This is a genomic window from Salinimicrobium sediminilitoris, from assembly GCF_020866905.1.
GTDB classification, from domain to species: Bacteria; Bacteroidota; Bacteroidia; order Flavobacteriales; family Flavobacteriaceae; genus Salinimicrobium; species Salinimicrobium sediminilitoris.
In genome coordinates this window covers 193146-218356 of sequence record NZ_JAIVCC010000001.1, presented here as the reverse complement: position 1 = coordinate 218356, position 25211 = coordinate 193146, and the positions used below count along the sequence as shown (strand labels likewise).

Genomic DNA, 25211 nt, shown 5'->3' with positions numbered 1-25211 from the left:
TCGAAGTGTAAACCTAGCTCAATTGTCACGCTGAGCCCGAGTGCGCAGCATGAGGAATAGTCGAAGCGCTCGTTACTGCTGAATTTCTTGTTGTCGGGAAACATTCGTTTTCAAAAGCACTTCGACCCTTTGCCACAACTACCGTTGCAGCGGCTCAGTCTGACAATACGGTTGCCACACTGAGCCAGAGCGCCAGAGCGCGAGGAATAGTCGAAATGTAAACCCAGCTCAATTGTCACGCTGAACCCGAGTGCGCAGCATGAGGAATAGTCGAAGCGCTTAAAAATACTAAATTACCTTTCATCACAATTGTCACGCTGAGCCCGACCGCCCTTCGACTCCCAGTTCCACCAGGCTCAGGACAGGCGGGAGGATTAGTCGAAGCGCTTGTTAAGTCCACTATTTATTATTACCAATAAACCCCATCTCCTCAAGGACTTCGACTATTCGCCTGCGGCGGCTCAGTCTGACAATACGGTTGCCACACTAAGACCGAGCGCCAGAGAGCGAGGCATAGTCGAAGTGTAAACCCAGCTCAATTGTCACTCTGAGCCCGAGTGCGCAGCATGAGGAATAGTCGAAGCGCTTAAAAATACTAAATTACCTTTCATCACGAATGTCACGCTGAGCCCGAGTGCGCAGCATGAGGAATAGTCGAAGCGCTTAAAAATACTAAATCTAAATTACCTTTCATCACAATTGTCACGCTGAACCCGAGTGCGCAGCATGAGGAATAGTCGAAGCGCTCGTTACTGCTGAATTTATTGTTGTCGGGAAACATCCGTTTTCAAAAGCACTTCGACCCTTTGCCGCAGCTCGGGACAAACCACTCACTTCAAGTCCCGTTGCAGCTGCATAACAGGCCCTTACCCTAACTCCTTAAAAATCAGCAGGTTTTTAAATGATATGTATTTTTTTAAGAAAGATTTGTCATTATTAATATTCTTTCAGCAAGATGAACCCCTACTTTTGAATAAAAAATCTGAATACTCATGAAAATAAAATACATATTATTGATAATGACGCTGGCCGGGATCATCACTACCGGACATAGCCAAATTGAGGAAAAAGATGAAGATCTTGGTTATGAAGGTGAAATCCTTGATACCACAGAAACCTATGAAAGAGGTGTCGATTATTCAGCAGTTGTTAACTTTAAAGGCATGTTTTCGACAGAGGACGAGTTGCCATTCTGGATGTCCCGCAATAAAGTCGGCAGGGTAGCTCCGGATTCTAATATTTCTACATGGATTACTGGAAAAGCTCTCACTTACTTAAACCTGGATAGCTTTATCGAAGTAGGTGCAGGGCTGGTATATTTTGATGGGGTAAATGATGAGTTTGCCATAGATGAGCTTTATGCTCATTATGAATATAAATGGCTACAGATCACCGCCGGGCAGAAGCATGAACCCATTTTATATAATGGCCTGAGTGCCACAAATGAGAATATGCTATGGTCTCTTAATCACCGGCCCCTTCCCGGCTTACAGATAGCCACAAATCGACCAATCTTCTTTTCTTCAAACCAATATGAAGAACCTCAGGGGCTGGGAATAGAAGCTGCCTGGGAAGAATATTTTTTGGGTAATGATCGATATGTGGAAGGCGCAATGCTTCACCATAAAAACCTTCGCCTGGTTTACAGGTCTTCAAATGATTGGGAGGTCAAGGCAGGGATCCACCACTTCGCCCAGTGGGGCGGCAAACCGGGAGGTGATGATTCAGAAAAAAGGCCATCTTCTTTTTCCGATTATCTTGAGGTAATCACAGGACAGGGCGGAGAATCAGGATTGGCAGAGGATGCAGATGTACTCGCAAACCATCTTGGAAGCTACGAATTCTTCGTTTCTAAACAATTTCTGAACTACAGATTACAATTTATCTATAACCACATTTTTGAAGATTCCTGGGGGATGGGCTTTGGAAATTTTCCTGATGGCCGCTACGGGATCTACTATGAAGACGTAGATACAGAAAGATTATTCAACTCTTTCATTTTAGAATACTACACTACCCGAAATCAACGGCAACCAGGTCAATTAAGAGAATATTTCTCTCACGGGATCTATCGTTCGGGATGGACTTATATGGACAGGATCATGGGAGCGCCTTTCTTTACTCCTGCTCCCGACGGAATGGGAATCGATAACAATAAGTTTAGCACCATTCATTTCGGCACCGGAGGAAGACTGCCTTTTGGAACCTATAACCTCCCTTATAAATTACTGGTGACCTATGACCACAGAGAAGGCTCCTGGACCAATCACATAATTCCAAATGAAAATGTAATTCACACCTATGTAAATGCTACAGTTTACGATCGTGCACTCAAGGTCAATCTTGAAGCTGGAGCCGATCTGGGGGCAGATGCGGGTTCTAATTTTGGCGCAGGCCTACACCTCGTTTATGAAATAGAACCGCAAGATTTTTAAATCTTTTCCCTCAACCTAAATTAGCAACCGATCCTTCATTATATTTGAAGGATCTTTTTTTTAACCATAACAGCCCTTCTTATTTTCCCCTCAAGAATATTTACACTCATCATTTTCTGCATTTTAACCGGTCTTAATTTGCGTGGGCAGGAACTCGATTTCTACGGAAAGGTTGAAGGTCTTGTCCAGGGTGGTACCGGCGAGGAACTTCCTTTTTGGATGTACAGCAACAGTCGCGGCCGGCTTTCTAAAGGAACTAATGCTCTTGTGGCGGCCACACTGTCTTCTGTCTACGACTTCCGGAATGGAGGCCGCTTAGAAGCAGGAATAGGCTTTTTTACCGGAGATCAACAGGATAACCCTGTGGCAATAGACGAGGCTTATCTAAGATATAGTAAGGATTGGTTCCAGATCACTGCAGGTGCAAAACAGCAGGAAGAGCTTTACGCAGGCCTTAGCGGAACCAACAGAAGCATCCTCCATTCCCTTAATGCCAGGCCCCTTCCCGGACTGGAAATTGGTACAGTGAGACCAGTTTTCTTAGCTCCCTGGTTGGGCTTTGAAGCTAAATGGGGTGAATACATACTTGAAGAAGACCGATATATTCCATGGACCAGAGTTCATCACAAAAGTTTTCAAATGGTCATACGACCTGCAGATGACTGGATGATCAAAGCGGGATTGCTGCACTTCGCTCAATGGGGAGGCAATTCTCCGGATTTTGGACCACAACCCTCGGGCCTGCAGGATTATCTCAAGATCATCACCGGAAGACATGGTGGAGAAGCAGCCATTGCAACTGAGCAGCAAAATACACTCGGAAACCATCTCGGCTCCTGGGAACTAAATGTACAAAGGAAGTATAGAGACTTCTCTCTTGAACTTTTATACAACAGTATTTTTGAAGATGGCTCCGGCAGTCGCCTTGCCAATTTTCCCGATGGCCGCTATGGCTTGTTTCTTCAAAAATTGGACAGCGAAGTTTTATTTTCAGCTTTTATTTACGAGTTCTACTATACCCGGGATCAAAGCCGCACTGGACCACATCTTTATGATCAATATTTTAATAGCTACTTATATCAGTCAGGCTGGACCTTCCATGAAAAGGTAATTGGCGCTCCTTTTTTTCTATATGATAAAGTAAAGGATCAGATCATTAGCAATAAATTCCTGGTCCATCATTTCGGAGTCAGCGGCAATCTACCCTCTTCTTACGATATTTACCCTTACCGGTTCCTGCTTTCCTTTGCTCAAAACGAAGGCACTTTCGGAACTTCCCTCTTCCCCGGTGACGTTATCGAGCATAAACTTTCAATTCTTTTCGATATCAGGATCTTCAACAGCATCTATGACAATTTTCATATCAATTTTCTTTTTGCCACCGACTACAGTAACATGGCAAATCCTAACTATGCTGCGGGAGTAAGTTTAAAGTACGTGGTTGAGTGATGTTGTGTTGTCGTGATCAAGTGGTGTTGTGCTGTTGTTATGCATTAATGAAGTAATAACATGGAGCTGTACTATTTTGAAGCCTTTGGCTGTTTGGCTTTTGGCTGTGATAAGCTGTGACGAAGTGATCTATTGAAGCCAGTCTTGGCTCTAGTCTCTTATTTCTTGTTTCTCAATATTGTCATCTCGACAGAGCGTTTTCTTTCGGCAGAAAGAGGAAGCGACGAGAGATTTCATCATTGGAGTTGTTGTTCAATTAAGTGATGGTGTGACGGAGTGACGGAGTGAAGAAGGTACATACTGTTGCGGGTTTCGAGTTACGGGTTCTTCTGTCATCTCGACAGAGCACTTTCTTTCGTCAGAAAGATGATGCGACGAGAGATCTCATCTTTTGTCTATCGTCGACCATTTATAAATTACCATTATAGTTCTTTAGATTCTTGTCGTTCAGACGAAGGAGGAATCTCCGTATTGCTCCGCAGATCTCTGTCAGCAGGTTAAACCGGGTTCAGCCCCCTGCCAGATCTTGAATCTCATTTACTTACCGAATTTATATCCTTCCTTGTTACTGCACAATACCTTCCTGTTTTTACTAAAGAAAAAATAAAACTGCTACTGCTGCAATTATTTTCATACTCTTAGCGTTTTATGTTAATATATATTTTTTTCTTTGTAGAAACATTCTCTGAATGCAATTTTTTAGAAACTATATAATTTTTTTCTCTTTCTTTTTATTTGGAGGTATAGTTGCTAGAGCTCAGGAATTTAGCCTGGGATTGAAAGGTGGTGGCAATTACAGCGTCAATAAACTTTCTGCCCAGATCGACGGGAGTGCCGGAAATTTTTCAACCGATTCCCGCATTGGATATCAGGGAGGAGCCTTCGCACAGTTAGAATTCGGAAACTTTTTTGTTCGTCCCGAAATCTTTTACAGCCATGCGAGAGGAGAATTCCCTTTTCCCGAAAATCCTTCTCTCTACAGCATAGACAAATTGAGTATCCCTGTCCTGGTGGGTCATGATATATATAGACCACTAAGGGCTTTCGCCGGTCCTGCCTATCAAACTTTCCTGAAAACCAGGATTGAAAATGTAAATCCCCAACCCGTCAACCAGCAAAATAACTGGGCCTTTCAACTGGGGATTTTGTGGGAGCTGAAAAAATTCCAATTTGATCTGCGCTACGATATCACTTTTGACTCCCGTGAGAACCAGAGAATTAATATTCCGGGAGTGATGAATAATGCCTATTTTGATGACGGCCGCTTAAACCAGTTCATGCTGAGCATCAACTTTAAAATCTTTGACTCTGCCAATCTCTGGAGAAGAAAGAGGAGTTGTTATTTTTAGAGTTTTCGGTTGTGAGTTATAGGTGTTGGTCAAAATCCTTTGTCATCTCGACAGAGCGTTTTCTTTCGGCAGAAAGAACACACGACGAGAGATCTCGTTTGAAGTTAGATTTTAGAAGTGAAAAGGTAGAAGTGTAGTCAGTTCGAGGTTTTTTCCTGAGCTGGAGCGAAGTGAAATGTATTGAGAACAGAGGCAGGAGGAAGTAAGATTTTAGAAGTATGAAGATTGAGATAATTCGCAATGCATTATAAGTCTTTTAGCTGTTGGCTTAAGCAGTTGTAAGTTATCGGTTGTCGGTCAAAATCCTTTGTCATCTCCACAGAGCGTTTTCTTTCGGCAGAAAGAACACACGACGAGAGATCTCACCAATAGTAGCAAACAGCATTCTTAACAGAGAAAATCGCCTCATACTATCATTGTGGCAGATTTCTCAGTCGCCGAAGCAGCTCCTTCGAAATGACAGTTATCAATTAGACATAATTGCAAAAGAAAAACCCACTTTTTAAAAGTGGATTTTTTATTGATCTACATCATTTTACTGCCTTTCCATAGCCTTGACATCAGCTCCCAGCCCGCTGAGTTCGGGATCAAAGATCCAGAGTTCAGATTGTTTTCCATCTGTTGTCTCGCCCCACTCTTTCATAAAATCCTTCCAGCTGTCCTGTCCATACATCTCTTCATAGGCTTGAACGAATTTGGGATCTTCTCCCAGCCAGGCCATATCGTCAAAAAAGAAGACCATGGAGAGATCCCGGCCATCTTTAGTGGAAGGCATTTCATTGGTGTATATTCCAAAGGTCATGTCTGGAAATTTCTCCTTCATCACCTTAGCCACTTTTTCCACCGCTGCCATCACTCCTTCATCCTTAAAACGCTTAACATCGTACATATCTACCAGTAACTTATTCACTTTAAAATCTTTTAGGAAATTGGACAGCTGATTGTTAAACTTCCAGTAAGACTGATCAGAATCTGCTGTCATGTACTTTACAACGTTATTGATCCAGTCATCATCATGTGCCTTATCAGCAGGTCTTTCATCCATAGCACCCCACGGCAGTGGTCCCATGGTCCACATATATTTACCCACATTGGGTCCATTAGAGATATGGTAAACCCGCGCTCCATAAGGTTCGGAAGCGTGAAAGTTTTTGTTGTGCGCAGCCAATCCCTGCTCGAACTGCTGAACTTTGTCAGGTTGAGGGGTTAGAATGGCATTTTCAAATACAGCGTAAGGCTAATTGCTTTGTTCCGAATTTTGGGCTATTACCATCAATGGGATCAGGAATAACCAGTACACCAACTTTTTCATAATTCATATTTATAGGGTTAATAATCCAAATGATGAGGGAATAGTAAAAAAGGGGGAAGAATGTTAAATTTATAAATAAATTATTGAATTACAACCAGTTAGTTAAAATTTATTTGATATTTGGGCAGAGTGATGGAGTGATGGAATGACGTTTTAACGCTGTGAAGAAGTGATGCAGTGATGTTGTGAAGCTGTTGACTGTTAATTAATGGACGGTGGTCGGTGGGCAGAGGACGGAAAAAACAGCGAACGTCACCCTGAACTTGTTTCAGGGTCTTCATGTTCTTAATCCAATTAGCATTCTCTTTTCCCGTTTTGCCCCTCCCTAAAGGGAGCCGGGAAAAGCATTTTGGAAAATCTTCGGGATCTGCGAGAAATAATCAGTTAATGTTTCTGAATATCCGTAGAAAAATCGAGGATGTAAGACTTTTGTGCTAACGTCACCCTGAACTTGTTTCAGGGTCTTTTTTTTAATACACTTAGCATTCTCTTTTCCCGTTTTGCCCCTCCCTAAAGGGAGCCGGGAAAAGCATTTGAAAAATCTTCGGGATCTGCGAGAAATAATCAGTTAATGTTTCTGAATATCCATAGAAAAATCGAGGATGTAAGACTTTTGTGCTAACGTCACCCTGAACTTGTTTCAGGGTCTTCATTTTTAATCCACTTGTAAAAAAAGGAGATAAAGAGATTCTTCGCTCCGCAAAAGCTGCGCTCGGAATGACAAAGGATCAGTTGTCGGTTGTGAGGTGTCCGTTCCTTTCTGTGATGTTGTGACGGAGTGACCGAGTAATAGAGTGACATGGAAAAGCTTTTGGCTGTTGTCTTTTGGCCATTAGCTACTAGCTTAATAATGCACGAAGGTCAGTGGACAAAGGACAAGCTAACGTCACCCTGAACTTGTTTCAGGGTCTTTTCGTTGCAATCCACTTGTAAAAAAAGGAGATCAAGAGATTCTTCGCTCCGCAAAAGCTGCGCTCGGAATGACAAAGGATCAGTTGTCGGTTGTGAGGTGTCCGTTCCTTTCTGTGATGTTGTGACGGAGTGACCGAGTAATGGAGTGACATGGAAAAGCTTTTGGCTGTTGGCTTTTGGCCATTAGCTGCCAGCTTAATTAATGCACTGAGGTCCGTGGACAGAGGACAAGCTAACGTCACCCTGAACTTGTTTCAGGGTCTTTTTTTTAATCCAATTAGCATTCTCTTTTCCCGTTTTGCCCCTCCCTAAAGGGAGCCGGGAAAAGCATTTAGGAAAATCTTCGGGATCTGCGAGAAATAATCGACCGATTCTGACTGTCGGTAGAAAAGCCTTTTGGTTAGCTTCTAATTAGTGGATAGAGATAGGTGGACAAAAAACAGAGAAAAAACCAGGATTTAAAACTTTTGTGCTAACGTCACCCTGAACTTGTTTCAGGGTCTTCACGATGCAATCCACTTGTACGTAAGAAATAAAAGAGATTCTTCGCTCCGCAAAAGCTGCGCTCGGAATGACAAAGGATCAGTTGTCGGTTGTGAGGTGTCCGTTCCTTTCTGTGATGTTGTGACGGAGTGACCGAGTAATGGAGTGACATGGAAAAGCTTTTGATGTTGGCTTTTGGCCATTAGCTACTAGCTTAATTAATGCACGAAGGTCAGTGGATAAAGGACAAGCTAACGTCACCCTGAACTTGTATCAGGGTCTTCATGTTGCAATCCACTGGTACGTAAGATATATTGCCGTACCTATGGCACTCCTTGTTCTAGGTTATATTGTTTTTACCAATATACCGTCCCTACGGGACAAAATAAGGAATAAAGCCTTCATAAATGTCTTGCACTCTCGTTCACCCATTTTTCTCGGGATCACCAAAAAATCTTTATCTTCACCCCCACATCTTCAAATCCTGAATTTTTTAGTCTTGGCTCTTGCCTCTTGCTTCTTAAAATATCCCTTCAACACCTTTCCAAACTCCCACATATCCTGAAAAGAACAATAAAAAGGTGCCGGTGCTAAGCGTATAACATTCGGTTCCCGCCAGTCGGTTACTACACCATTCTTCATAAGATAATGAAACAGCTCCTTCCCCTGCCCATGGAGAAACACGGAAAGTTGAGTACCTCTTTCTTCCGGAGTAATTATTTCGAAATTACCTCCAACTTCCTTTGCAACCTCCTGCAGGATGAATTCGAGGTAAGCTACGATCTTATTTCTTTTTTCGATCAAGGCCGGCATTCCGACCTCTTCAAATAATTCCAGTGACGCCAGGTAAGGCGCTAAAGCCAACACTGGAGCATTAGAGATCTGCCAGGCGTTGGCGTTTGGTTCGGGTTGGAATTCCGGTTCCATTAAAAAGCGTCTTCCTTTATTGTGCCCCCACCAGCCCTCAAAACGCGGGATATCTTTTTTACCATGATATTGTTCGTGAACATAACAACCCGACGCATTTCCAGGGCCCGAGTTCATATATTTATAACTACACCAGGCGGCAAAATCCACTCCCCACTCATGAAGCTTCAGCTGGACATTGCCGGCGGCATGTGCAAGATCCCATCCCACAAAAGCCCCTACCTCTTTTCCGGCTTTTGTAATCACTTCCATATCCAGCACCTGACCGTTGTAGTAATTCACGCCACCCATCAACACCAGCGCACACTCCTCACCTACTTCTTCAATGGTCTGTAGAATATCTTCCTTCCTGAAATGATGTTCTCCTTCCCTTTTTTTGACCTCCACAATTGCCTCCTCCGGATCCAATCCATGAAACCGCACCTGACTCGCCACCATATACTGGTCGCTGGGAAAAGCCTTCTCCTCCATAATGATCTTAAAACGCTGCTTCGTGGGCCGGTAAAAAGAAACCATCAATAAATGCAGGTTTACCGTCAAGGTATTCATGACCGTAACTTCCGAAGGTTTTGCCCCTACAACAGGAGCCAGCTTCCCGGCAAATCTTTCATGATAGTCCCACCAGGGCTTCTCTGCCTCAAAATGCCCTTCCACCGCAAGCTCCGCCCAGTCGGTCATGATCTCATCCACATATTTCTTTGCATTCTTTGGCTGCAGACCCAGAGAATTCCCTGTGAAGTAAATTACTTCTTTGCCATTGACTTTAGGAAAGAGAAATTGATCTCTATAGGATTGAAGAGGGTCTTGCTGATCGAGTTGTTGAGCGGATTCTTTAGTGTTTTCGAAAGTCATTCCTGAAAGTTTGGTTCAAAAATACGTTTTTTTTGGAGGGATGGATAACACTTTTTCCTGGCCGCTTTAGGGTTGAGGCAGAACCACACAAGAGAATCCAAAAAAATTGTAAACACTGGAAAAACAAATTCTTTGGCCCCTCCCTAAAGGGTGAGAATTAGTTTTTCCTAAATTTACTGTAGTGAAAAAAGATAATCCATATCATGACAACAGCATGTGGAAAGGTGCTCAATCTGAAATTTTCAAGCGGGCAGAGAACCTTCGCAACAACCCGACAGAGGCAGAAAAACTTCTGTGGGAAAAATTAATTTGTGATCCTTTCAAAACATACCATTTTAGAAGGCAACACCCCATAAATCATTTCATTGCTGATTTTTACTCACATCAACTGAAATTAGTAATTGAAGTGGATGGAGAATATCACGAAAGTTCAGAGCAAAAAATAAAAGATCAAACCCGTACTGAACTAATTCAGTTTCAAGACATAAATGTTATTCGCTTCACAAATCAGCAGGTGATTCAAAATATGGAGAAAGTTTTAAAAATTATTTCTGAAAAGATCAATTCCTAAACCTTTTTCCGGCTCCCTTTAGGGCCGGGGCAAAACGGAAAAAGCAAACGGCCAGAAGCTAATGGCCAACAGCTAAAAGCTAAAGGCTATTTCCTCCTTGAAATAGTCAACCCATCCCTCACGGGCAACATCACCGTTTCCAATCTTTCATCTTCTGCCAGTAATTTATTGTATTCCAAAAGAGCTTTGGTAGATTCATCGTCTTCTTTGACCGGCTCCACTACCTTCCCGCTCCAAAGCACATTATCTGAAAGTATGACCCCGCCGGGTCGAAGCTTCTCCATGATCTGCTGAAAATAAGTGGGATAATTTGGTTTATCGGCATCTATAAACACTAGGTCAAAATCCACCTTTAGGGAGGAAATGATCTCTGTAGCGTCACCTAAATGTTGTACGATCTGTTCTTTCCAGGGAGAGGCTTCAAAATACCTTTTTTGAAGATCTATCAATTCTTCATTGATGTCAATGGTGTGAAGTACGCCATCGTTTTTCATTCCTTCTGCTAAACATAAAGCCGAATACCCGGTGTAAGTGCCAATCTCTAAAATGTTCTGTGGATTAATCAATTTAGACAACAGGCTCAGTAACCTGCCCTGGTAATGTCCGCTGAGCATCCTCGGTTGCAGGACCTTTTGATTCGTTTCCCGGTTTAGTTGCTGAAGTAATTCTGGTTCTTTGGCTGAGTGTGCCACAACGTAATCGTCTATTTCTTGTGGAAGAAAATGCATTTGGAAGTTTAAAAGTTAGAATTACGAAGTTAATATTTCTTTTGAAGAGCTGTTCGCAATTAAGCCTTAGCTGTTGGCATTTTTATTCCCTGTCATCCTTGCAACAGGTCAAAGGGTTCATATAAAAGATTTCAAAAAGGGCGGTTGATGTGCTGAATTCGGGAGTGGAATTTTGTGCCTGAAGGATTAAAATCTTCGTTTGATAGAGCCGGTTAGCTCCTCAATTTCTTCTTTTACCTTATCAACTTCTTTTTTGACATCATCTCCTACAGAAGTATCCATTCCATTCTTTTCGGCGCTGCGCATTACTTCCGATTTAATATCGTTGGTAGCATTTTTTATGCTGCGCATGCCTTTTCCCAGACCACGGGCGATCTCTGGAATCTTGTCGGCACCAAAAACCATTACCAGGATAAACATGATAAAGCCAATCTCGGCACCACTAATAAATAACGGAAGTGTTTGCATACGTTGCAAATATACTCACTATTCCAATCACTAAAAAGAGTGCCTTGTTAAAAACAAGATGAAAGACTATTGTGGTGCAAGAGTCAAGAATCAAGACTTGAAACACCTCGCCCAATGGGCATTCTTCCCTGGAGGGCTGGGGGAGGATGAGTGGAAAATAGATTAGTGGCCGCTGAGCTACAAAAATAAGAGCCAAAACTGGTTTTCAACAGCTACGCACCTCCTACGGAGTAACCTGTCTTCGGACCACCCCACCCGCCTGCGGCGGGCACCCCTCTTAGTAAGGAGGGGAACTCACAGGGTGCCTTTGACACCCCCTGCCTGCGGCAGCACAAGCGTCTAAAATCAGCGCTAAAACCTCACTTCCCCTCTTGAAGGGGCCGGGGGAGGATGAGCACAAAAAAACCCTCCAAAAGGGAGGGTCTTTTAAATTTCTTACTTGAATTCCTCCGAAGGAGGAAAACACCTTCAGGTGTTTTGAACCCCAATCCGCTCCCCTCTTTTTTTCAAGGAGGGGTGGCAAGCGAAAGCCTGACGGGGTGGTCTAGCCCTGGTTCTTCTCCTTGAACTCCTGGAACTTATCCACCTCTGCCTCTTTAGGCCATGAATTGTTGTTTACATTCACATCGGCAGTCTCCAGATCGGGATCTACTACTATTTTAGTGATCTCCTTATCTGTAGCCAATGCCCTGCTTACCTGCTGGTCGTTCTTTCTCCAGATTTGCGCCGGATAGGTTACTTTTTCAGAAGTACCATCGGCATAAGTATATTCCACTATCACAGGCATAATCAATCCGCCTGGTTTATTAAAAGTCACCTGATAGAAATACTTCGGCATCTTCATCTCTGCTCTTTGCTGCGGAGTGAAATTATCCATCATGTATTCATTAAGAGTCGGTGCATTTTCCGCAGGAGTTTTTCCTTTCATATTTGCATCAAACTCTTCACTGCCTTCTTCCACCACATAAACCAGGTCCATAGAAGATGGATCTTCAACTCCATAGCGTTTAAGCAATTCGGTACCTTGTTTGGTAGGTTTATCTGTCACGTGAAACTTCTTAACTTCCTCTACTCCTATATCGACAAAATCTGTAGAATAGAACCAACCTCTCCAGAACCAGTCAAGATCAACAGCCGAGGCGTCTTCCATAGTTCTAAAGAAATCTTCGGGGGTTGGGTGCTTGAACATCCATCTTTGGGCGTATGTCTTAAATGCATGGTCAAAAAGCTCTTTCCCCATTACTGTCTCCCTAAGGATATTTAATGCGGTCGCGGGTTTTCCGTAGGCATTATTCCCCAGCTGATAAACATTTTCGGGATTTGACATGATGGGAGCAATATATTTTTGATCTCCTTTCATATAGTTTACGATCCTGGCAGGCTCTCCTCTTCTCGAAGGATATTTGGTGTGCGGCGCTATATCTTCAGGATATTTCTCACCGTACTCCTGCTCGGCCACGTATTGCATAAAGGTATCAAGACCTTCATCCATCCAGCCCCATTGACGCTCATCTGAGTTTACGATCATAGGAAAGAAGTTATGTCCTACCTCATGAATAATTACACTCATCATTCCATACTTCACACGGTCGCTATAGGTACCATCTTCATTTGGACGACCATAGTTCCATGAGATCATGGGATATTCCATTCCCTGATTTTTAGCATGAACTGAAATCGACTTGGGATAAGGATAGGTAAAAGTATGGTCTGAAAAAGACTTTAAAGTATGTGCAACTACTTTGGTTGAATAATCTTCCCACAGAGGATTTCCTTCTTTTGGGTAAAGGGACACTGCCATGACATCTTTTTCTCCCAAATCAACAGCCATCATGTCCCATATAAACTTTCGAGAAGTGGCAAAGGCAAAATCCCTTACCATTTCGGCCTTGAGTTTCCAGGTTTTTTTCTTATCAGAAAAGCCTTTTTCGGCAGCTTCCGCTTCTTCCTGAGTTACGATCATCACAGGCTTATCATAAGATTTCTTAGCCTCCTCGTAACGACGCATCATTTCTTTTGAAAATACTTCCTTGCGGTTTACCAGTTCCCCGGTTCCGTCAAGAATATGATCTGCAGGAACAGTAATATTCACCTCGTAATCCCCAAAAGGAAGCGCGAATTCTCCATTCCCCCAAAACTGGTAATTTTGCCATCCCTCTACATCATTGTAAACGGCCATACGTGGAAAGAACTGGGCAATAACATAAGCATTGTTCCCATCCTTCTCAAAGCTTTCATATCCCGAGCGGGCACGATCTGTAATGTGGTTGTTAATGTTGTACCACCATCCAATATCAAAGGTGAATTTCTCTCCTGCCTTTAATGGCTGCGGAAGGTCCACCCTCATCATGGTGTTATTGATCACTGTTTTAAGAGGTTTGCCGTCGGCGCTCACTTCAGTAATATTAAACCCGCCGTCAAATGGTTCCTTCATATATTCTGAAACAAAATCTCCCGGCTGGGCCACTGGTGAAATACCATTCCCATCTTTTAATTTTGCTACAGCATCTTTAGAACGTATATTTTGATCCAGTTGTACCCATAGGTACTCCAGGTCATCGGGGGAATTATTGTGGTAAGTAATGGTTTCGTGACCGGTCAATTTTTGATTACGATCATCAAGCTCGATATCCATTTTATAATCGGCCTCATTTTGATAGTAAGCAGGACCTGGCGCTCCACTACCTGTGCGGTATTGATTTGGAGTTGAAAATTCCTGATACAGTTGTCGGAATTTATTCTCATTAATGTGTCCTCCTTCTGTTTGCTCCGTTTGTTGTTCAGTCTCCTGGGCAAAAACGCCTGCCGAAAACAGAATAAAAAAAGCTGCAAAGGCAGTTCTAATTGATCTCATATATGAATTTAAGTTTAGGTTGCTAAAAATAATTGAATTCTGAAGTTTCACAATTTAATTGCTGAAATTTATCGTACCGCTAAGGTTGTCCCTCATTAGCAGCAGACTTTTAATTTTCCCCTGTTGTTCCACCTTCACGACATTCTTTTGCTCCGGAAAAAGATCGGTTAAAACGGCATTTTCAACACGTATATTTTTTATTGGCTCCACGTCTTCAATCTCCAGGTACACAAGTAGCTGATCTTTATCGTACTCTTTCCCGATGTAATTAATCATCCTGTCTTTCCCATTTACGCTTACGCGGAATTTATCATTAAAGTACTTCTCAATAAAATCATCGGCTGCCGGATGTTCATCTCCTTTTACTAAAGCAAGTTTATCACTATAGCGCGCCTGAAGGAGTTTCTCCATATCATCTGTAAATACGTGCGAGATGATCTGTAGGGATTTTTGCTGTTCATTGTATTCAATGTCGGTCGCACTAACATAGAATTTATGTGCAGCCGTGAATGCCAGAAGCGGCAGGAGCGCCAGAATAAGTAGTATTGTCTTTTTCATGAATTGATTTGTACCTGAAGTTATCACCTTAACTACAAAGACTGTTCCACAGCAGGTATAGTGTATAAGACTGGGAGAATTGGAAAAGGTTTAATATTAGTTGCGGCAGGTAGTTTTTTGGCTTAAGGAAGAGAGACCTGCCAAAGTTCCATTTTGTGAGCCTCGGAAGAAATTCAATTACTTCTTCACCTGATGAAAACTTTGGCAGGTCTGTTATGAATTATAAGCCTCCCAACTAAAATCATTCTTCTCTTCAGTATATGAAAACTTTGGCAGGTCTGGACTGGTTAGAGGAAGAGAGAGACCACAGGGGCGGCAGACAATTCCCCACCCCGTCCTGCGGACACCCCTCCGAAGGAGGGGACGATTATCGAGAAAGTTTTGAGGTAAAGATGGCGTAGTTGAAAAAGATTTTTTCACTCAACTACTGGGAGATTGCCACGCTTCCTTCCAATAGTTCGGCAAAGACGGTGTAAAGATCAGCTGGCGCGGATTTGCAATCCGTGCCGGGAAATACTGAAATTCTCCCTTTGAGACTATTGTTACAACAGAATTATGGGATTATGCCGTGGAGACCTGCCAAAGTTCCTTGTTGTGAGCCTCGGAAGAAATTCATTTACTACTTTTCTTGATAAAAAACTTGGAATGTCTGGACTGGTTAGAGAAAGAGAAAGACCAGAGGGGCGGCAGTCAATTCCCCACCCCGACCTGCGGACACCCCTCCCAATGAGGGGACGATTATCGAGAAAGTTTTGAGGTAAAGATGGCGTAGTTGAAAAAGATTTTTTCACTCAACTACTGGGAGATTGCCACGCTTCCTTCCAATAGTTCGGCAAAGACGGTGTAAAGATCAGCTGGCGCGGATTTGCAATCCGTGCCGGGAAATACTGAAATTCTCCCTTTGAGACTATTGTTACAACAGAATTATGGGATTATGCCGTGGAGACCTGCCAAAGTTCCTTGTTGTGAGCCTCGGAAGAAATTCATTTACTACTTTTCTTGATAAAAAACTTGGAATGTCTGGACTGGTTAGAGGAAGAGAGAGACCAGAGAGGCGGCAGACAATTCCCCACCCCGTCCTGCGGACACCCCTCCGAAGGAGGGGACGATTATCGAGAAAGTTTTGAGTTAATGATAGCGCAGTTCAAATAGAATTTTAATTCAACTACTGGGAGATTGCCGCGCTTCCTTCTAATAGTTCCGCAAAGACGGTGTAAAGATCAGCTGGCGCGGATTTGCAATCCGTGCCGGGAAATACTGAAATTCTCACTTGGGGAATAGTGTTGCAACAGAATTACGAGACTACGCCGTGGAGACCTGCCAAAGTTCCTTGTTGTGAGCCTCGGAAGAAATTCATTTACTACTTTTCTTGATAAAAAACTTGGAATGTCTGGACTGGTTAGAGGAAGAGAGAGACCAGAGAGGCGGCAGTCAATTCCCCACCCCCTCCTGCGGACACCCCTCCGCAGGAGGGGACGATTACCGAGAAAGTTTTGAGTTAATGATAGCGCAGTTCAAATAGAATTTTAATTCAACTACTGTGAGATTGCCGCGCTTCCTTCCAGAAGTTAGCAAAGACGGTGTAAAGATCAGCTGGCGCGGATTTACAAACCGTGCCGGGACCCGAGTTCGGAACCTCGTAATTCTAACTTCTAAAATTTAACTTCTTATTTACTTGCAAACAACCTTACATCCTCCTCGCTTACTTCCTGTCCGCCGAGGATGATCAAACGTTCCACGACATTTCGCAGTTCCCGTATGTTTCCTGTCCAGTTGTATTCCTTGAGTAAATTCAAAGCACCTTCGGTAAAGGTCTTTTTAGGTACTCCCTGTTCTTCCGAAATCTTATCAGCAAAGAAATTCACCAGTAACGGAATATCCTCTTTTCTTTCGTTTAGCCCTGGAACCTGTATAAGGATTACGGCCAACCTGTGATAAAGGTCCTCCCGAAATTTATTCTCCTCGATTTCTTTTTTAAGATCTTTATTTGTTGCGGCAATTACACGTACATTGACTTTAATATCTTTATCACTTCCAACCCTTGAGATCTTGCTCTCCTGCAGTGCCCGCAGCACCTTGGCCTGAGCTGAGAGGCTCATATCCCCAACCTCATCAAGAAAAATAGTACCCCCATTGGCAGCTTCAAATTTCCCCGCCCTATCTTTGTTGGCCGAGGTAAAGGCTCCTTTTACATGCCCAAAAAGTTCACTTTCTATTAATTCTGAAGGGATTGCTGCACAGTTTACCTCGATCATAGGCCCGGCAGAACGGTCACTTTTTTGGTGCAACCAATGTGCTACCAGCTCTTTTCCGGTTCCGTTAGGACCTGTTATAAGCACCCTTGCATCTGTAGGCGCAACTTTTTCAATTATGTCTTTGATCTTTGTAATCGCTTCAGATTCCCCGATCATTTCGAAGTTCTTACCCACCTTTTTCTTAAGTCGGGTGTTTTCAACCATTAGTTCCTTGCGGTCGAGGGCGTTTCGAACAGTATTCAAAAGCCTGTTGAGATCTGGGGGTTTGGAGATATAATCAAAAGCCCCCATGCGCATAGTGTTTACTGCTGTATCGAGGTCGCCGTGGCCGGAGATCATCACGATCGGAATTTCCGGCTTGATCTTCTTTACTGCCTCCAGCACCTCTACTCCATCCATCTTCGGCATTTTGATATCGCACAGAATAAGATCGTATTCCTGATCCTTAATTTTTTCGATTCCCTCAAGTCCGTCGGCAGCTTCCTCCACCTCATAAGAAGAATTTTCTTCGGTAAGGATCTTAATAAGTACCCTTCTAATGGCTGCTTCGTCTTCGATCAACAGTATTTTTGGCATGCTTTTTAATTTTAAATTTTACCCCGCTTCGGCCATAAAAAATATTTTTTTTAGTTCCGAAACCTGATGTCATTCATAAATGTATGGCCGGTATACAGGTAATATACTAAGATTTTTAATTGTTTGACCGGTTGGCCTTGTAAAGTAACACAACCTCTTTTGGGAACCCTCTCAAAAAAATCTTAATATTTGAGCCACTTGTACAGATCCTTGTATCCAGGTTTTTTCCCATACATAAGGATCCCGACTCTGTAAATCTTAGCTGCTATCCATACCACTCCCGCTATAGTAAGAATGAGTATCCCAATTGAAAGCGCCAGCTCCCACCACGCCACTCCAAAAGGAATCCTCATGAGCATGACTATGGGTGATGTAAGTGGCACCATGGAGAACACGGTGGAAACCACCCCATGCGGATTTTCGATCACCGCAAAAAAGCCAACGTAGATGCCAAGCATAAGCGGAAGTATAACCGGAAGCATGAATTGCTGCGTATCGGTCTCATTATCAACAGCTGCGCCAATAGCCGCATAAATAGCGCTGTAAAGAAAGTATCCTCCAATAAAATAGATCAGGAAGCTCACAAGCAATAACAGCATAGGTAGTTTTGCTATATCAATTACGAGCTGCTGGAGTTCATTGTCGGATATCTGCTCCATCGCCTGCTGCTGTGGGCCATGGACCTCTCCTATATCAACACCGGCAATAATGGACACCAGGCTTAACATTACTCCTCCCAGGATCACCCAGATTATAAACTGGGTAATTCCGGCAAGGGAAGTGCCCAGTATTTTTCCAAGCATAAGATGAATGGGTTTTACCGAAGAAATTATGATCTCAATGATCCTGTTCGTTTTTTCCTCGATCACACTCCGCATCACCATATTTCCGTAGATGATTATGAACATCATCAAAAGGTAACCGGCTGCCCCGCCAAAGATCATCTTTACATAAGTAGACATCTTCGAGGTTTTTTCTCCCGAAAAGTTCTGGATCCCTATATCCACCTTTGTTTGGGAAGCTTCAATTAAATTCACGTCTATGCCACGGGCCAGCAGCTGCTGATTGGTAAGTTTGTCCCCTATTGTCTTCTCCACCTGAGAAAGAAACCCAAAAGCAGGGGCTTCCTTGGCGAAAAATTGAATATTAGGAATTGTATTGTTCTGAAATTTCGGAATGTACAGCAGCCCAAAATATTCCTGCTCTTTAACAATTGCCTTGGCTGCTTCAAGATCAATACTGGAAAGATCAATAAACCTGACATCTTCAGAATCATTAAAATCTCCTACGAACTGTTTGCTTTCATCATTGATGGCTACAACGCGCTGTTCGTTAGAATTTAGATTGACGAGATAAGCGATGAGCACGATCATCCCCACCAGGATGAGAGGGCTCAAAAATGTCATTACAACAAAGGCTTTATTTTTCACCCTTGCCAGGTATTCCCTCTTAATTATAAGCTTCAGGTTACGCATTGGTGGTCACGGTTTTAATGAAAATATCATTTACAGATGGGATCACCTCCACGAAATGGTTCACCTCTGCCCGGGAGGTTAGAAAAGTAAGCAGATCATTGGGAGAGGATTTTTCTCCTATCTGTATCTGTAGTTTCAGGTCGTCATTAATGCTCTTAAATTCGGTATCGGAAATACGGAATCTCTCCTCCAGTTCCTTCCGAAGACCTTCAGGATTCGCAGCCATCAATCCCACTTCATAGGTATTGGATTTGTAACGGCGTTTTATTTCATTCACTTCTCCATCGAGCAATTTGTTTCCGCGGTGGATCAAAGCCATATAATCACACATTTCTTCCACACTTTCCATACGGTGGGTAGAAAAAAGTATTGTCGCCCCTTCCTTCCGAAGTTGCAGGATCTCATCCTTGATAAGATTAGCATTGACCGGATCAAAACCGCTAAAAGGCTCATCAAAGATCAATAATTTAGGGCGGTGCAAAACGGTTACCACAAATTGCACTTTTTGAGCCATTCCCTTTGAAAGCTCCTGGATCTTTTTTCCCCACCAGTCCTCTATTTGCAGGCGCTCAAACCAGTATTTAAGCCTTTCTTTGGCTTCAGCTTTGGACAATCCTTTTAATTGTGCCAAATACAAAGCCTGCTCCCCTACTTTCATAGATTTATAAAGCCCCCGCTCTTCTGGCAGGTAACCTATATGCCTTATATCATCGGGTTGCAGAGCATGACCATCTAGCATTATTCCTCCTTTGTCGGGTAGGGTTATTTGGTTAATGATCCTTAAAAAGGTAGTTTTCCCGGCTCCATTAGGTCCCAAAAGACCAAAAATACTACCTCTTGGGATCTCCAGAGAGACATCATTAAGTGCAGTAAATTCACCAAATTGTTTTGAAACATTTTCTGCTACCAGGAGGTGATCCATAAAGGTTGTTTGTATAAAGATATAGTTTTAAAAAAAGCCATGACGGCATTGGGAAGAATTTAAGAATCCTGCAGGCTGTCAAAACCTTATTCCCTTAAAAGCAAAACCCACCCTTAATTACTTAAGGATGGGAAAAAAATTGCTATGAAAAAGAAAAATTTACCACTAACATGAATTAGTGATGCTCAAATATATGCAAAAATTTTTAACAAATAAAAATTATGTAAACATATCTTTAACTTTTTCAAAAAATGATTTATCCGATTTTTCCGGTTTCGGCTGGAAGTGTTCATCACTTGCCATACGCTCGAAGAAATCACGTTGTTCCCTGTTCAAAGTTTTTGGCGTCCATACATTTACGTGCACCAAAAGATCTCCCCTTCCGTAGCCATTAATGTTTGGAATACCTTTGCCACGAAGGCGCAAGATCTTACCAGACTGTACTCCTTCATCAATCTTTATACGCACCTTGCCGGATACGGTATCTATCTCTCTCGAGGTTCCTAATACAGCTTCAGAAAGGCTAATGTAAAGGTCATAGTGCAGGTTGTCTCCTTCCCGTTGCAGGACCGGATGTTCTTTTTCCTCTATAGCGACCAGCAGGTCCCCCGGAACTCCGTTACCGGGCGCTTCATTTCCTTTACCAGAAACTTTAAGCTGCATTCCTTCAACTACTCCCGCAGGAATTTTAATTGAAACGGTCTCCTCGTTCACTACTAGACCTTGTGCATCGGCATCGGCAGGACGTTGATCGATCATTTGTCCGCTTCCACCACAGGTGGTACATGGAGTGGCAGTTTGCATGCGTCCCAGTATGGTATTGGTCACCCTGGTCACCTGTCCTGTACCATTACAGGTTGAACAGGTTTTATAGGTCGTTCCCGGCGCCTGCACTTTGCGCTTAACTTTTATTTTCTTCTCTGTTCCATTGGCTATTTCTTCCAGGGTAAGAGCTACACGAATTCTCAGGTTACTACCTTTAACCCTGCGCTGGCCGCCGCCTCCAAAGCCGCCGCCAAAGCCCGAAAATCCTCCGCCGCCGCCAAAGGCACCGCCAAAAATATCTCCAAACTGGCTAAAAATATCATCCATGTTCATTCCGCCACCGCCGCCAAAGCCGCCATTCTCGAAAGCCTGGTGACCAAAACGGTCATATCTCGCCCGCTTGTCTTCATTGCTTAGAACTTCGTAAGCCTCGGCAGCCTTTTTAAACAGCTCTTCTGCCTTGGTGTCTCCCGGGTTCTTATCGGGGTGATATTCTATGGCCTTCTTGCGGTACGCCTTTTTGATTTCGGCTGTGGTCGCATTCTTGCTAATCCCTAATATTTCGTAATAATCCTGTTTCATGATATCTTTAAAATTCTCAAATTAAAAGTTACTTGCCGGTCACCACCTTTGGATAACGTATGATGCGGTCACCAAGTTTATAACCTCTCTCCACTACGTCAACAACCTTGCCTTTTAATTTGTCTTTTGGTGCAGGGATCTGTGTAATTGCTTCATGGATCTCGGGATCAAAGGTATCTCCTTCTTTTACCGTCATCTGCTCCAATCCCTTTGAACGCAATGTTTCCCTGAATTTATTGCTAATGAGCTCAACACCTTTCAACAATTCCTTGTCTTTAGCTTTATTGATCTCATTAATGGCGCGATCAAAATCATCAAGCACAGGCAACATTGCCACAATGACGTCCTGGCTGGCAGTTTTGAACATTTCTATTCGCTCCTTGCTGGTACGGCGTTTGTAATTTTCAAACTCGGCGAATAATCGCAGGAACTTATCCTTTTCCTTCTCCAGGTCGGCTTTAAGTTGCTCTTTTTCTGAAGTAGTCCCTTCCTGCGCAGTGTCCCCTTCGTTGTTCTCCTTACTTTCGGCTTCTTCTATTGCGTCATCAAGTATTTCCTCTACCTGATCTTTTATACTTTCTTCTTCTGAGTTATTCTCGTAGTTATGTTCTTTATCGCTCATGTGATACAAATTTTATTCTGTGAGACAGTTGGCAAAAGTACTGCCAAGAAAACTGAAATGCCAAAATGTCACGGGAAACTTTTAGTATTCTATTGGGAAAAAGTGAATGTTAAAATTTTAATTTTGCCAGCTTAATTAAACTTCAACAACAATGAAAAAAAGAGTATTAAATTTTGTACTGGTAGCAGGAATTACCTTTGGAAGCGTTGCCTGCAAAAACGATAAAGAAAATAAAGTTGAACCGGGAGAGGCCCAACAAGCTGCAGTTGCCGGTGAAGAGGCTATGACCTATGAGATTGATACAACTCAATCTACCATTGAATGGAGAGGAACCAAGCCTACTGGGGAACACCAGGGAACCATCAACATACAGGATGGAACTTTAATGGCTACGACGGAAGAGATCACCAGTGGCCGTGTTGTAATAGATATGAATTCTATTAACGTGACAGACGAAGGAATAGCCCCGGATGATAAAACAAGTCTGGAAAATCACCTTAAAGGAACTGTTGAAGGTAAAGAAACAGACTTCTTTAATGTAAACAAATTTCCAACTGCCACTTTCGAGATCACAGGAGTGACCGAAGAGAATGGACAGAAAATGTTACAGGGAAATCTTACTCTTAAAGAAGAGACTAAAAATATCCAGTTCCCGGTAAATTCAAATCTTGATGGAGAAACTATCACTCTTGAAAGTGAAACTTTCACTATTGACAGGACAGACTGGGGTGTGAATTATGGATCTAAATCTGTATTTGATAACCTGGGAGATAAATTCATTAGTGATGAAATGGAATTGACCATTAACGTTACCGCTAGAAGAGCTGAATAATTCTTCTCATCAAAAATGACAAAAACCCGGCTCTTTTTCAGCCGGGTTTTTTGTTCAATAAATCCTGGATTGCAGGTCTTAGGTTGACAAAATGAAAATCAAAACCTTCATCCTGAATTTTTCCGCTGCTCACCAATTGACTTCCCAGCACTACACTGGACATTTCTCCCATTGCAGCTTTCAATGCCAGCCCGGGAACTTTTGGAAGCCAGAGTTTTTTATCAAGCGCATATGCGACTTCTTTTGTGAGCTCCTCATTGGTTGCAGGATTGGGTGCTACGCCATTATAAATTCCGGTAAGCCCATTCGAAATAATATAAAGAAAGATCCGTGCGAGATCCCGAACATGTATCCAGGATTGCCATTGCTTCCCTGAGCCCAGAGATGCTCCCAAATTAAATTTGACCGGTTTCATGATCTGCGGCAATGCTCCGCCATCTGCCGAGAGTACGATCCCAATGCGTACTTTTGCAACCCGAAGCTTTAGATCTTCAAATTTGTCGGCGGCAGCTTCCCATTTTTCAGAGACTTCTCCCAGGAAATCATCTGCAATCAGATTATCATCTTCCTCATACATCTTACTCCTGGAGCTGGGATAGATCCCTATAGCACTGGCCGAGATCAATTGTCCTACCTCATGACTATTTTCCTTTAAAGTTTTGTACAGGAGATTTAAAGATTCTATCCGGCTATTAAGAATCTTTTTCTTGTTCGAATCTGTCCAGGGTTGAAAAACACTGGCACCTGCCAGGTTAATAATAGCGCCAACCCCTTCCAGACATTTCACATCAATCTCTCCCGAAGAAGGATTCCAGTAATACCCGCGGTAAGTTTCGCTTTTTTCAATCTTGCCTTTACTTGTGGTGAGGAAATTTACATTTATTCCCTGTGCATGACATTGCCGTGTAATTTCAGAACCTACTAGGCCGGTGGCTCCGGTGATGAGAATACGCATTTTTCTTTTTAATTTAATGGATATAAACGGGAGTACGAGCCGGTTTATCAAAGGTTTAACAAGGTCAAACTTTTGTCGCCCGCAGCATTTCCCGTTTTCCCGGTGGCCCGGGTAATCTCTCCACGACAAAGCCTGCAGCCTGCATCGCCCGTCTCACATCACCTTTGGCTGAATAGGTTACCAGAACTCCATTTTCCTTTAAAGTCCTGTACATATTTCTAAAGACTTCTTCGCTCCATAGTTCCGGTTGTACCCGGGGACCAAATGCATCAAAAAATATGAGGTCGAATTCTTCACTTTCTGAAATCTCACTAAAAAATTTCTTCTCCTTCTGAAGGCTGAACAATGGCGAAATATCATTCCATTTCTCCCAGTCGGTCCCATGTAATTTTTGAAAAACTTCTGAAGCATTATTTTCTGAAACAACTTCAGCATAATCCAAAGCCGAAAGTTCTTCCGCAGAAACCGGATAAGCTTCCACGCCGGTATAGTTCACTTTCACCTCATTCCTTTCAGCTTCAAAAAAGGTAAGAAGGGCATTTAGACCCGTACCAAATCCAATCTCAAGAATTGACAGCTGAGTAGGTTTATTTTTTTCAAGAAAATGATAAAATCCTGTTTTGATAAAAACATGCAACGCCTCCTGTAATGCACCATGTTTAGAATGATAGTGCTCATTCCACTCGGGAATAAAAATAGTGGCAGAACCGTCCCCGGTTTTGATAATTTCTCGTTTCAAAAGCTATTTTTTGATCTTCACGCCATCGGCCAGAAAGGAAAGGGTAACAGCTGGCGAAATAATGGAGCTGACCTCCTCTTCCGATTTTCCTGCATCCTGGGCATAATGCTTTTGATCTTCCACAGACATTTCGGTCACATATGCCTTACCTTCCAGAGTAACCTCCTTGTTTTCAATATCTTTAGGCACAAAAAAAGCATAGTCTTTAAATTTCACCATCACTTCGTTTCCGCCTTCCAGAGCGACTTTCATCCAGCAACCTTTGTTCTTACAAACAGAAGCAACCTCCCCTCTAAAAGTAACGTTTAAAGTGTCCCCCGGCTTCAGGTTTTGATAGCGCTCCTGCATGTGATGAGCAGAAAGAATATTAGAAACTTCAACTTCCTCTCCCACAGAAAAATAAGCGTCATTTTTACCCGAATTTATTTCCTGAGAAAAACCCGAAAAAGTTATCATTATGGAAGCAATCAGCAGTATAAACCTAATATTTTTCATTATGTTCCTGTTAAAGGTTTAAAAAAATCAAATTAAGATAAAATTAGTTAAATCCCACCTTTAGAAGCTGTATTAATTTAGGTAAATTTGCAACA

At 42.7% G+C, this 25211-nt stretch carries 19 protein-coding genes; 5 read left to right on the top strand and 14 right to left on the bottom strand.

Annotated features, from left to right (window positions below; translation table 11 throughout):
* Window positions 1-992: 992 nt before the first annotated feature.
* The 3 genes from LA313_RS00895 to LA313_RS00885 all read left to right on the top strand — a co-directional run bounded on the left by LA313_RS00895 (window position 993) and on the right by LA313_RS00885 (window position 5233).
* The gene (locus tag LA313_RS00895; RefSeq protein WP_228912723.1) at window positions 993-2435 is read left to right on the top strand and encodes a capsule assembly Wzi family protein; all 1443 of its coding nucleotides are present in this window, start codon (window positions 993-995) and stop codon (window positions 2433-2435) included.
* Between the two features lie 138 nt (window positions 2436-2573).
* A complete protein-coding gene (locus LA313_RS00890; RefSeq protein WP_228912722.1) occupies window positions 2574-3884 on the top strand; it encodes a capsule assembly Wzi family protein in 1311 nt (436 codons plus the stop codon).
* Window positions 3885-4573: 689 nt separating this feature from the next.
* Entirely contained in the window at window positions 4574-5233 is a 660-nt protein-coding gene (locus LA313_RS00885) for an outer membrane beta-barrel protein (RefSeq protein ID WP_228912721.1), read from the top strand.
* A 535-nt stretch (window positions 5234-5768) separates the two neighbouring features.
* Here the strand turns inward: LA313_RS00885 and LA313_RS00880 are convergent.
* Together LA313_RS00880 and kynU are read right to left on the bottom strand one after the other, a co-directional pair.
* Window positions 5769-6323, bottom strand: coding sequence for a hypothetical protein (locus LA313_RS00880; RefSeq protein WP_228912720.1), 555 nt, complete (start codon window positions 6321-6323; stop codon window positions 5769-5771).
* A gap of 2094 nt (window positions 6324-8417) precedes the next feature.
* Window positions 8418-9719 (bottom strand): kynureninase, encoded by a 1302-nt coding sequence (kynU, locus tag LA313_RS00875; RefSeq protein WP_228912719.1) that lies wholly within the window; start codon window positions 9717-9719, stop codon window positions 8418-8420.
* Window positions 9720-9900: 181 nt separating this feature from the next.
* Between kynU and LA313_RS00870 the strand changes: the two genes are divergently transcribed.
* Complete coding sequence (locus LA313_RS00870; protein WP_228912718.1) at window positions 9901-10290, top strand: endonuclease domain-containing protein; 390 nt, start codon at window positions 9901-9903, stop codon at window positions 10288-10290.
* Between the two features lie 86 nt (window positions 10291-10376).
* Here the strand turns inward: LA313_RS00870 and LA313_RS00865 are convergent, their stop codons facing one another.
* The 9 genes from LA313_RS00865 to grpE all read right to left on the bottom strand — a co-directional run bounded on the left by LA313_RS00865 (window position 10377) and on the right by grpE (window position 22095).
* Window positions 10377-11018, bottom strand: a complete 642-nt coding sequence (locus LA313_RS00865) for an O-methyltransferase (RefSeq protein WP_228912717.1) — start codon at window positions 11016-11018, stop codon at window positions 10377-10379.
* Between the two features lie 186 nt (window positions 11019-11204).
* On the bottom strand, window positions 11205-11486 hold the full coding sequence (locus LA313_RS00860) for a Sec-independent protein translocase subunit TatA/TatB (protein WP_228912716.1): 282 nt from the start codon (window positions 11484-11486) through the stop codon (window positions 11205-11207).
* Between the two features lie 544 nt (window positions 11487-12030).
* A complete protein-coding gene (locus LA313_RS00855; protein WP_228912715.1) occupies window positions 12031-14340 on the bottom strand; it encodes a M1 family metallopeptidase in 2310 nt (769 codons plus the stop codon).
* A gap of 54 nt (window positions 14341-14394) precedes the next feature.
* Complete coding sequence (locus tag LA313_RS00850; RefSeq protein ID WP_228912714.1) at window positions 14395-14898, bottom strand: DUF6702 family protein; 504 nt, start codon at window positions 14896-14898, stop codon at window positions 14395-14397.
* A 1667-nt stretch (window positions 14899-16565) separates the two neighbouring features.
* Entirely contained in the window at window positions 16566-17729 is a 1164-nt protein-coding gene (locus LA313_RS00845) for a sigma-54-dependent transcriptional regulator (protein WP_228912713.1), read from the bottom strand.
* 182 nt (window positions 17730-17911) lie between these two features.
* Window positions 17912-19204 carry an ABC transporter permease gene (locus tag LA313_RS00840; RefSeq protein ID WP_228912712.1) on the bottom strand — a complete coding sequence of 431 codons (1293 nt, stop codon included), beginning with the start codon at window positions 19202-19204 and terminating at the stop codon, window positions 17912-17914.
* Window positions 19197-20126 carry an ABC transporter ATP-binding protein gene (locus LA313_RS00835; RefSeq protein WP_228912711.1) on the bottom strand — a complete coding sequence of 310 codons (930 nt, stop codon included), beginning with the start codon at window positions 20124-20126 and terminating at the stop codon, window positions 19197-19199. Before LA313_RS00835 ends, LA313_RS00840 begins: the two co-directional genes overlap by 8 nt.
* A 219-nt stretch (window positions 20127-20345) precedes the next feature.
* Window positions 20346-21473 carry a molecular chaperone DnaJ gene (gene dnaJ / locus LA313_RS00830; RefSeq protein WP_228912710.1) on the bottom strand — a complete coding sequence of 376 codons (1128 nt, stop codon included), beginning with the start codon at window positions 21471-21473 and terminating at the stop codon, window positions 20346-20348.
* A gap of 28 nt (window positions 21474-21501) precedes the next feature.
* Window positions 21502-22095 (bottom strand): nucleotide exchange factor GrpE, encoded by a 594-nt coding sequence (gene grpE / locus LA313_RS00825; RefSeq protein WP_228912709.1) that lies wholly within the window; start codon window positions 22093-22095, stop codon window positions 21502-21504.
* 151 nt (window positions 22096-22246) lie between these two features.
* Between grpE and LA313_RS00820 the strand changes: the two genes are divergently transcribed.
* Window positions 22247-22927, top strand: a complete 681-nt coding sequence (locus LA313_RS00820; protein ID WP_228912708.1) for a YceI family protein — start codon at window positions 22247-22249, stop codon at window positions 22925-22927.
* 37 nt (window positions 22928-22964) lie between these two features.
* Here the strand turns inward: LA313_RS00820 and LA313_RS00815 are convergent, their stop codons facing one another.
* From LA313_RS00815 to LA313_RS00805, 3 genes are all read right to left on the bottom strand, one after another.
* Entirely contained in the window at window positions 22965-23882 is a 918-nt protein-coding gene (locus tag LA313_RS00815; RefSeq protein ID WP_228912707.1) for a TIGR01777 family oxidoreductase, read from the bottom strand.
* Window positions 23883-23946: 64 nt separating this feature from the next.
* A complete protein-coding gene (mnmD, locus tag LA313_RS00810) occupies window positions 23947-24621 on the bottom strand; it encodes a tRNA (5-methylaminomethyl-2-thiouridine)(34)-methyltransferase MnmD (protein ID WP_228912706.1) in 675 nt (224 codons plus the stop codon).
* 3 nt (window positions 24622-24624) lie between these two features.
* Window positions 24625-25116: a DUF4920 domain-containing protein gene (locus LA313_RS00805; protein ID WP_228912705.1), complete on the bottom strand. Its 492-nt coding sequence runs from the start codon at window positions 25114-25116 to the stop codon at window positions 24625-24627.
* Between the last annotated feature and the right edge of the window lie 95 nt (window positions 25117-25211).

Excerpts from the sequence above, each read along its gene's own strand:
- LA313_RS00895 (WP_228912723.1), top strand. The coding sequence starts at position 993 with ATGAAAATAAAATACATATTATTGATAATGACGCTGGCCGGGATCATC.
- LA313_RS00885 (WP_228912721.1), top strand. The coding sequence starts at position 4,574 with ATGCAATTTTTTAGAAACTATATAATTTTTTTCTCTTTCTTTTTATTT.
- kynU (WP_228912719.1), bottom strand. The coding sequence starts at position 9,719 with ATGACTTTCGAAAACACTAAAGAATCCGCTCAACAACTCGATCAGCAA.
- LA313_RS00865 (WP_228912717.1), bottom strand. The coding sequence starts at position 11,018 with ATGCATTTTCTTCCACAAGAAATAGACGATTACGTTGTGGCACACTCA.
- LA313_RS00860 (WP_228912716.1), bottom strand. The coding sequence starts at position 11,486 with ATGCAAACACTTCCGTTATTTATTAGTGGTGCCGAGATTGGCTTTATC.
- LA313_RS00855 (WP_228912715.1), bottom strand. The coding sequence starts at position 14,340 with ATGAGATCAATTAGAACTGCCTTTGCAGCTTTTTTTATTCTGTTTTCG.
- LA313_RS00850 (WP_228912714.1), bottom strand. The coding sequence starts at position 14,898 with ATGAAAAAGACAATACTACTTATTCTGGCGCTCCTGCCGCTTCTGGCA.
- LA313_RS00845 (WP_228912713.1), bottom strand. The coding sequence starts at position 17,729 with ATGCCAAAAATACTGTTGATCGAAGACGAAGCAGCCATTAGAAGGGTA.
- LA313_RS00840 (WP_228912712.1), bottom strand. The coding sequence starts at position 19,204 with ATGCGTAACCTGAAGCTTATAATTAAGAGGGAATACCTGGCAAGGGTG.
- LA313_RS00835 (WP_228912711.1), bottom strand. The coding sequence starts at position 20,126 with ATGGATCACCTCCTGGTAGCAGAAAATGTTTCAAAACAATTTGGTGAA.
- dnaJ (WP_228912710.1), bottom strand. The coding sequence starts at position 21,473 with ATGAAACAGGATTATTACGAAATATTAGGGATTAGCAAGAATGCGACC.
- grpE (WP_228912709.1), bottom strand. The coding sequence starts at position 22,095 with ATGAGCGATAAAGAACATAACTACGAGAATAACTCAGAAGAAGAAAGT.
- LA313_RS00820 (WP_228912708.1), top strand. The coding sequence starts at position 22,247 with ATGAAAAAAAGAGTATTAAATTTTGTACTGGTAGCAGGAATTACCTTT.
- LA313_RS00815 (WP_228912707.1), bottom strand. The coding sequence starts at position 23,882 with ATGCGTATTCTCATCACCGGAGCCACCGGCCTAGTAGGTTCTGAAATT.
- LA313_RS00805 (WP_228912705.1), bottom strand. The coding sequence starts at position 25,116 with ATGAAAAATATTAGGTTTATACTGCTGATTGCTTCCATAATGATAACT.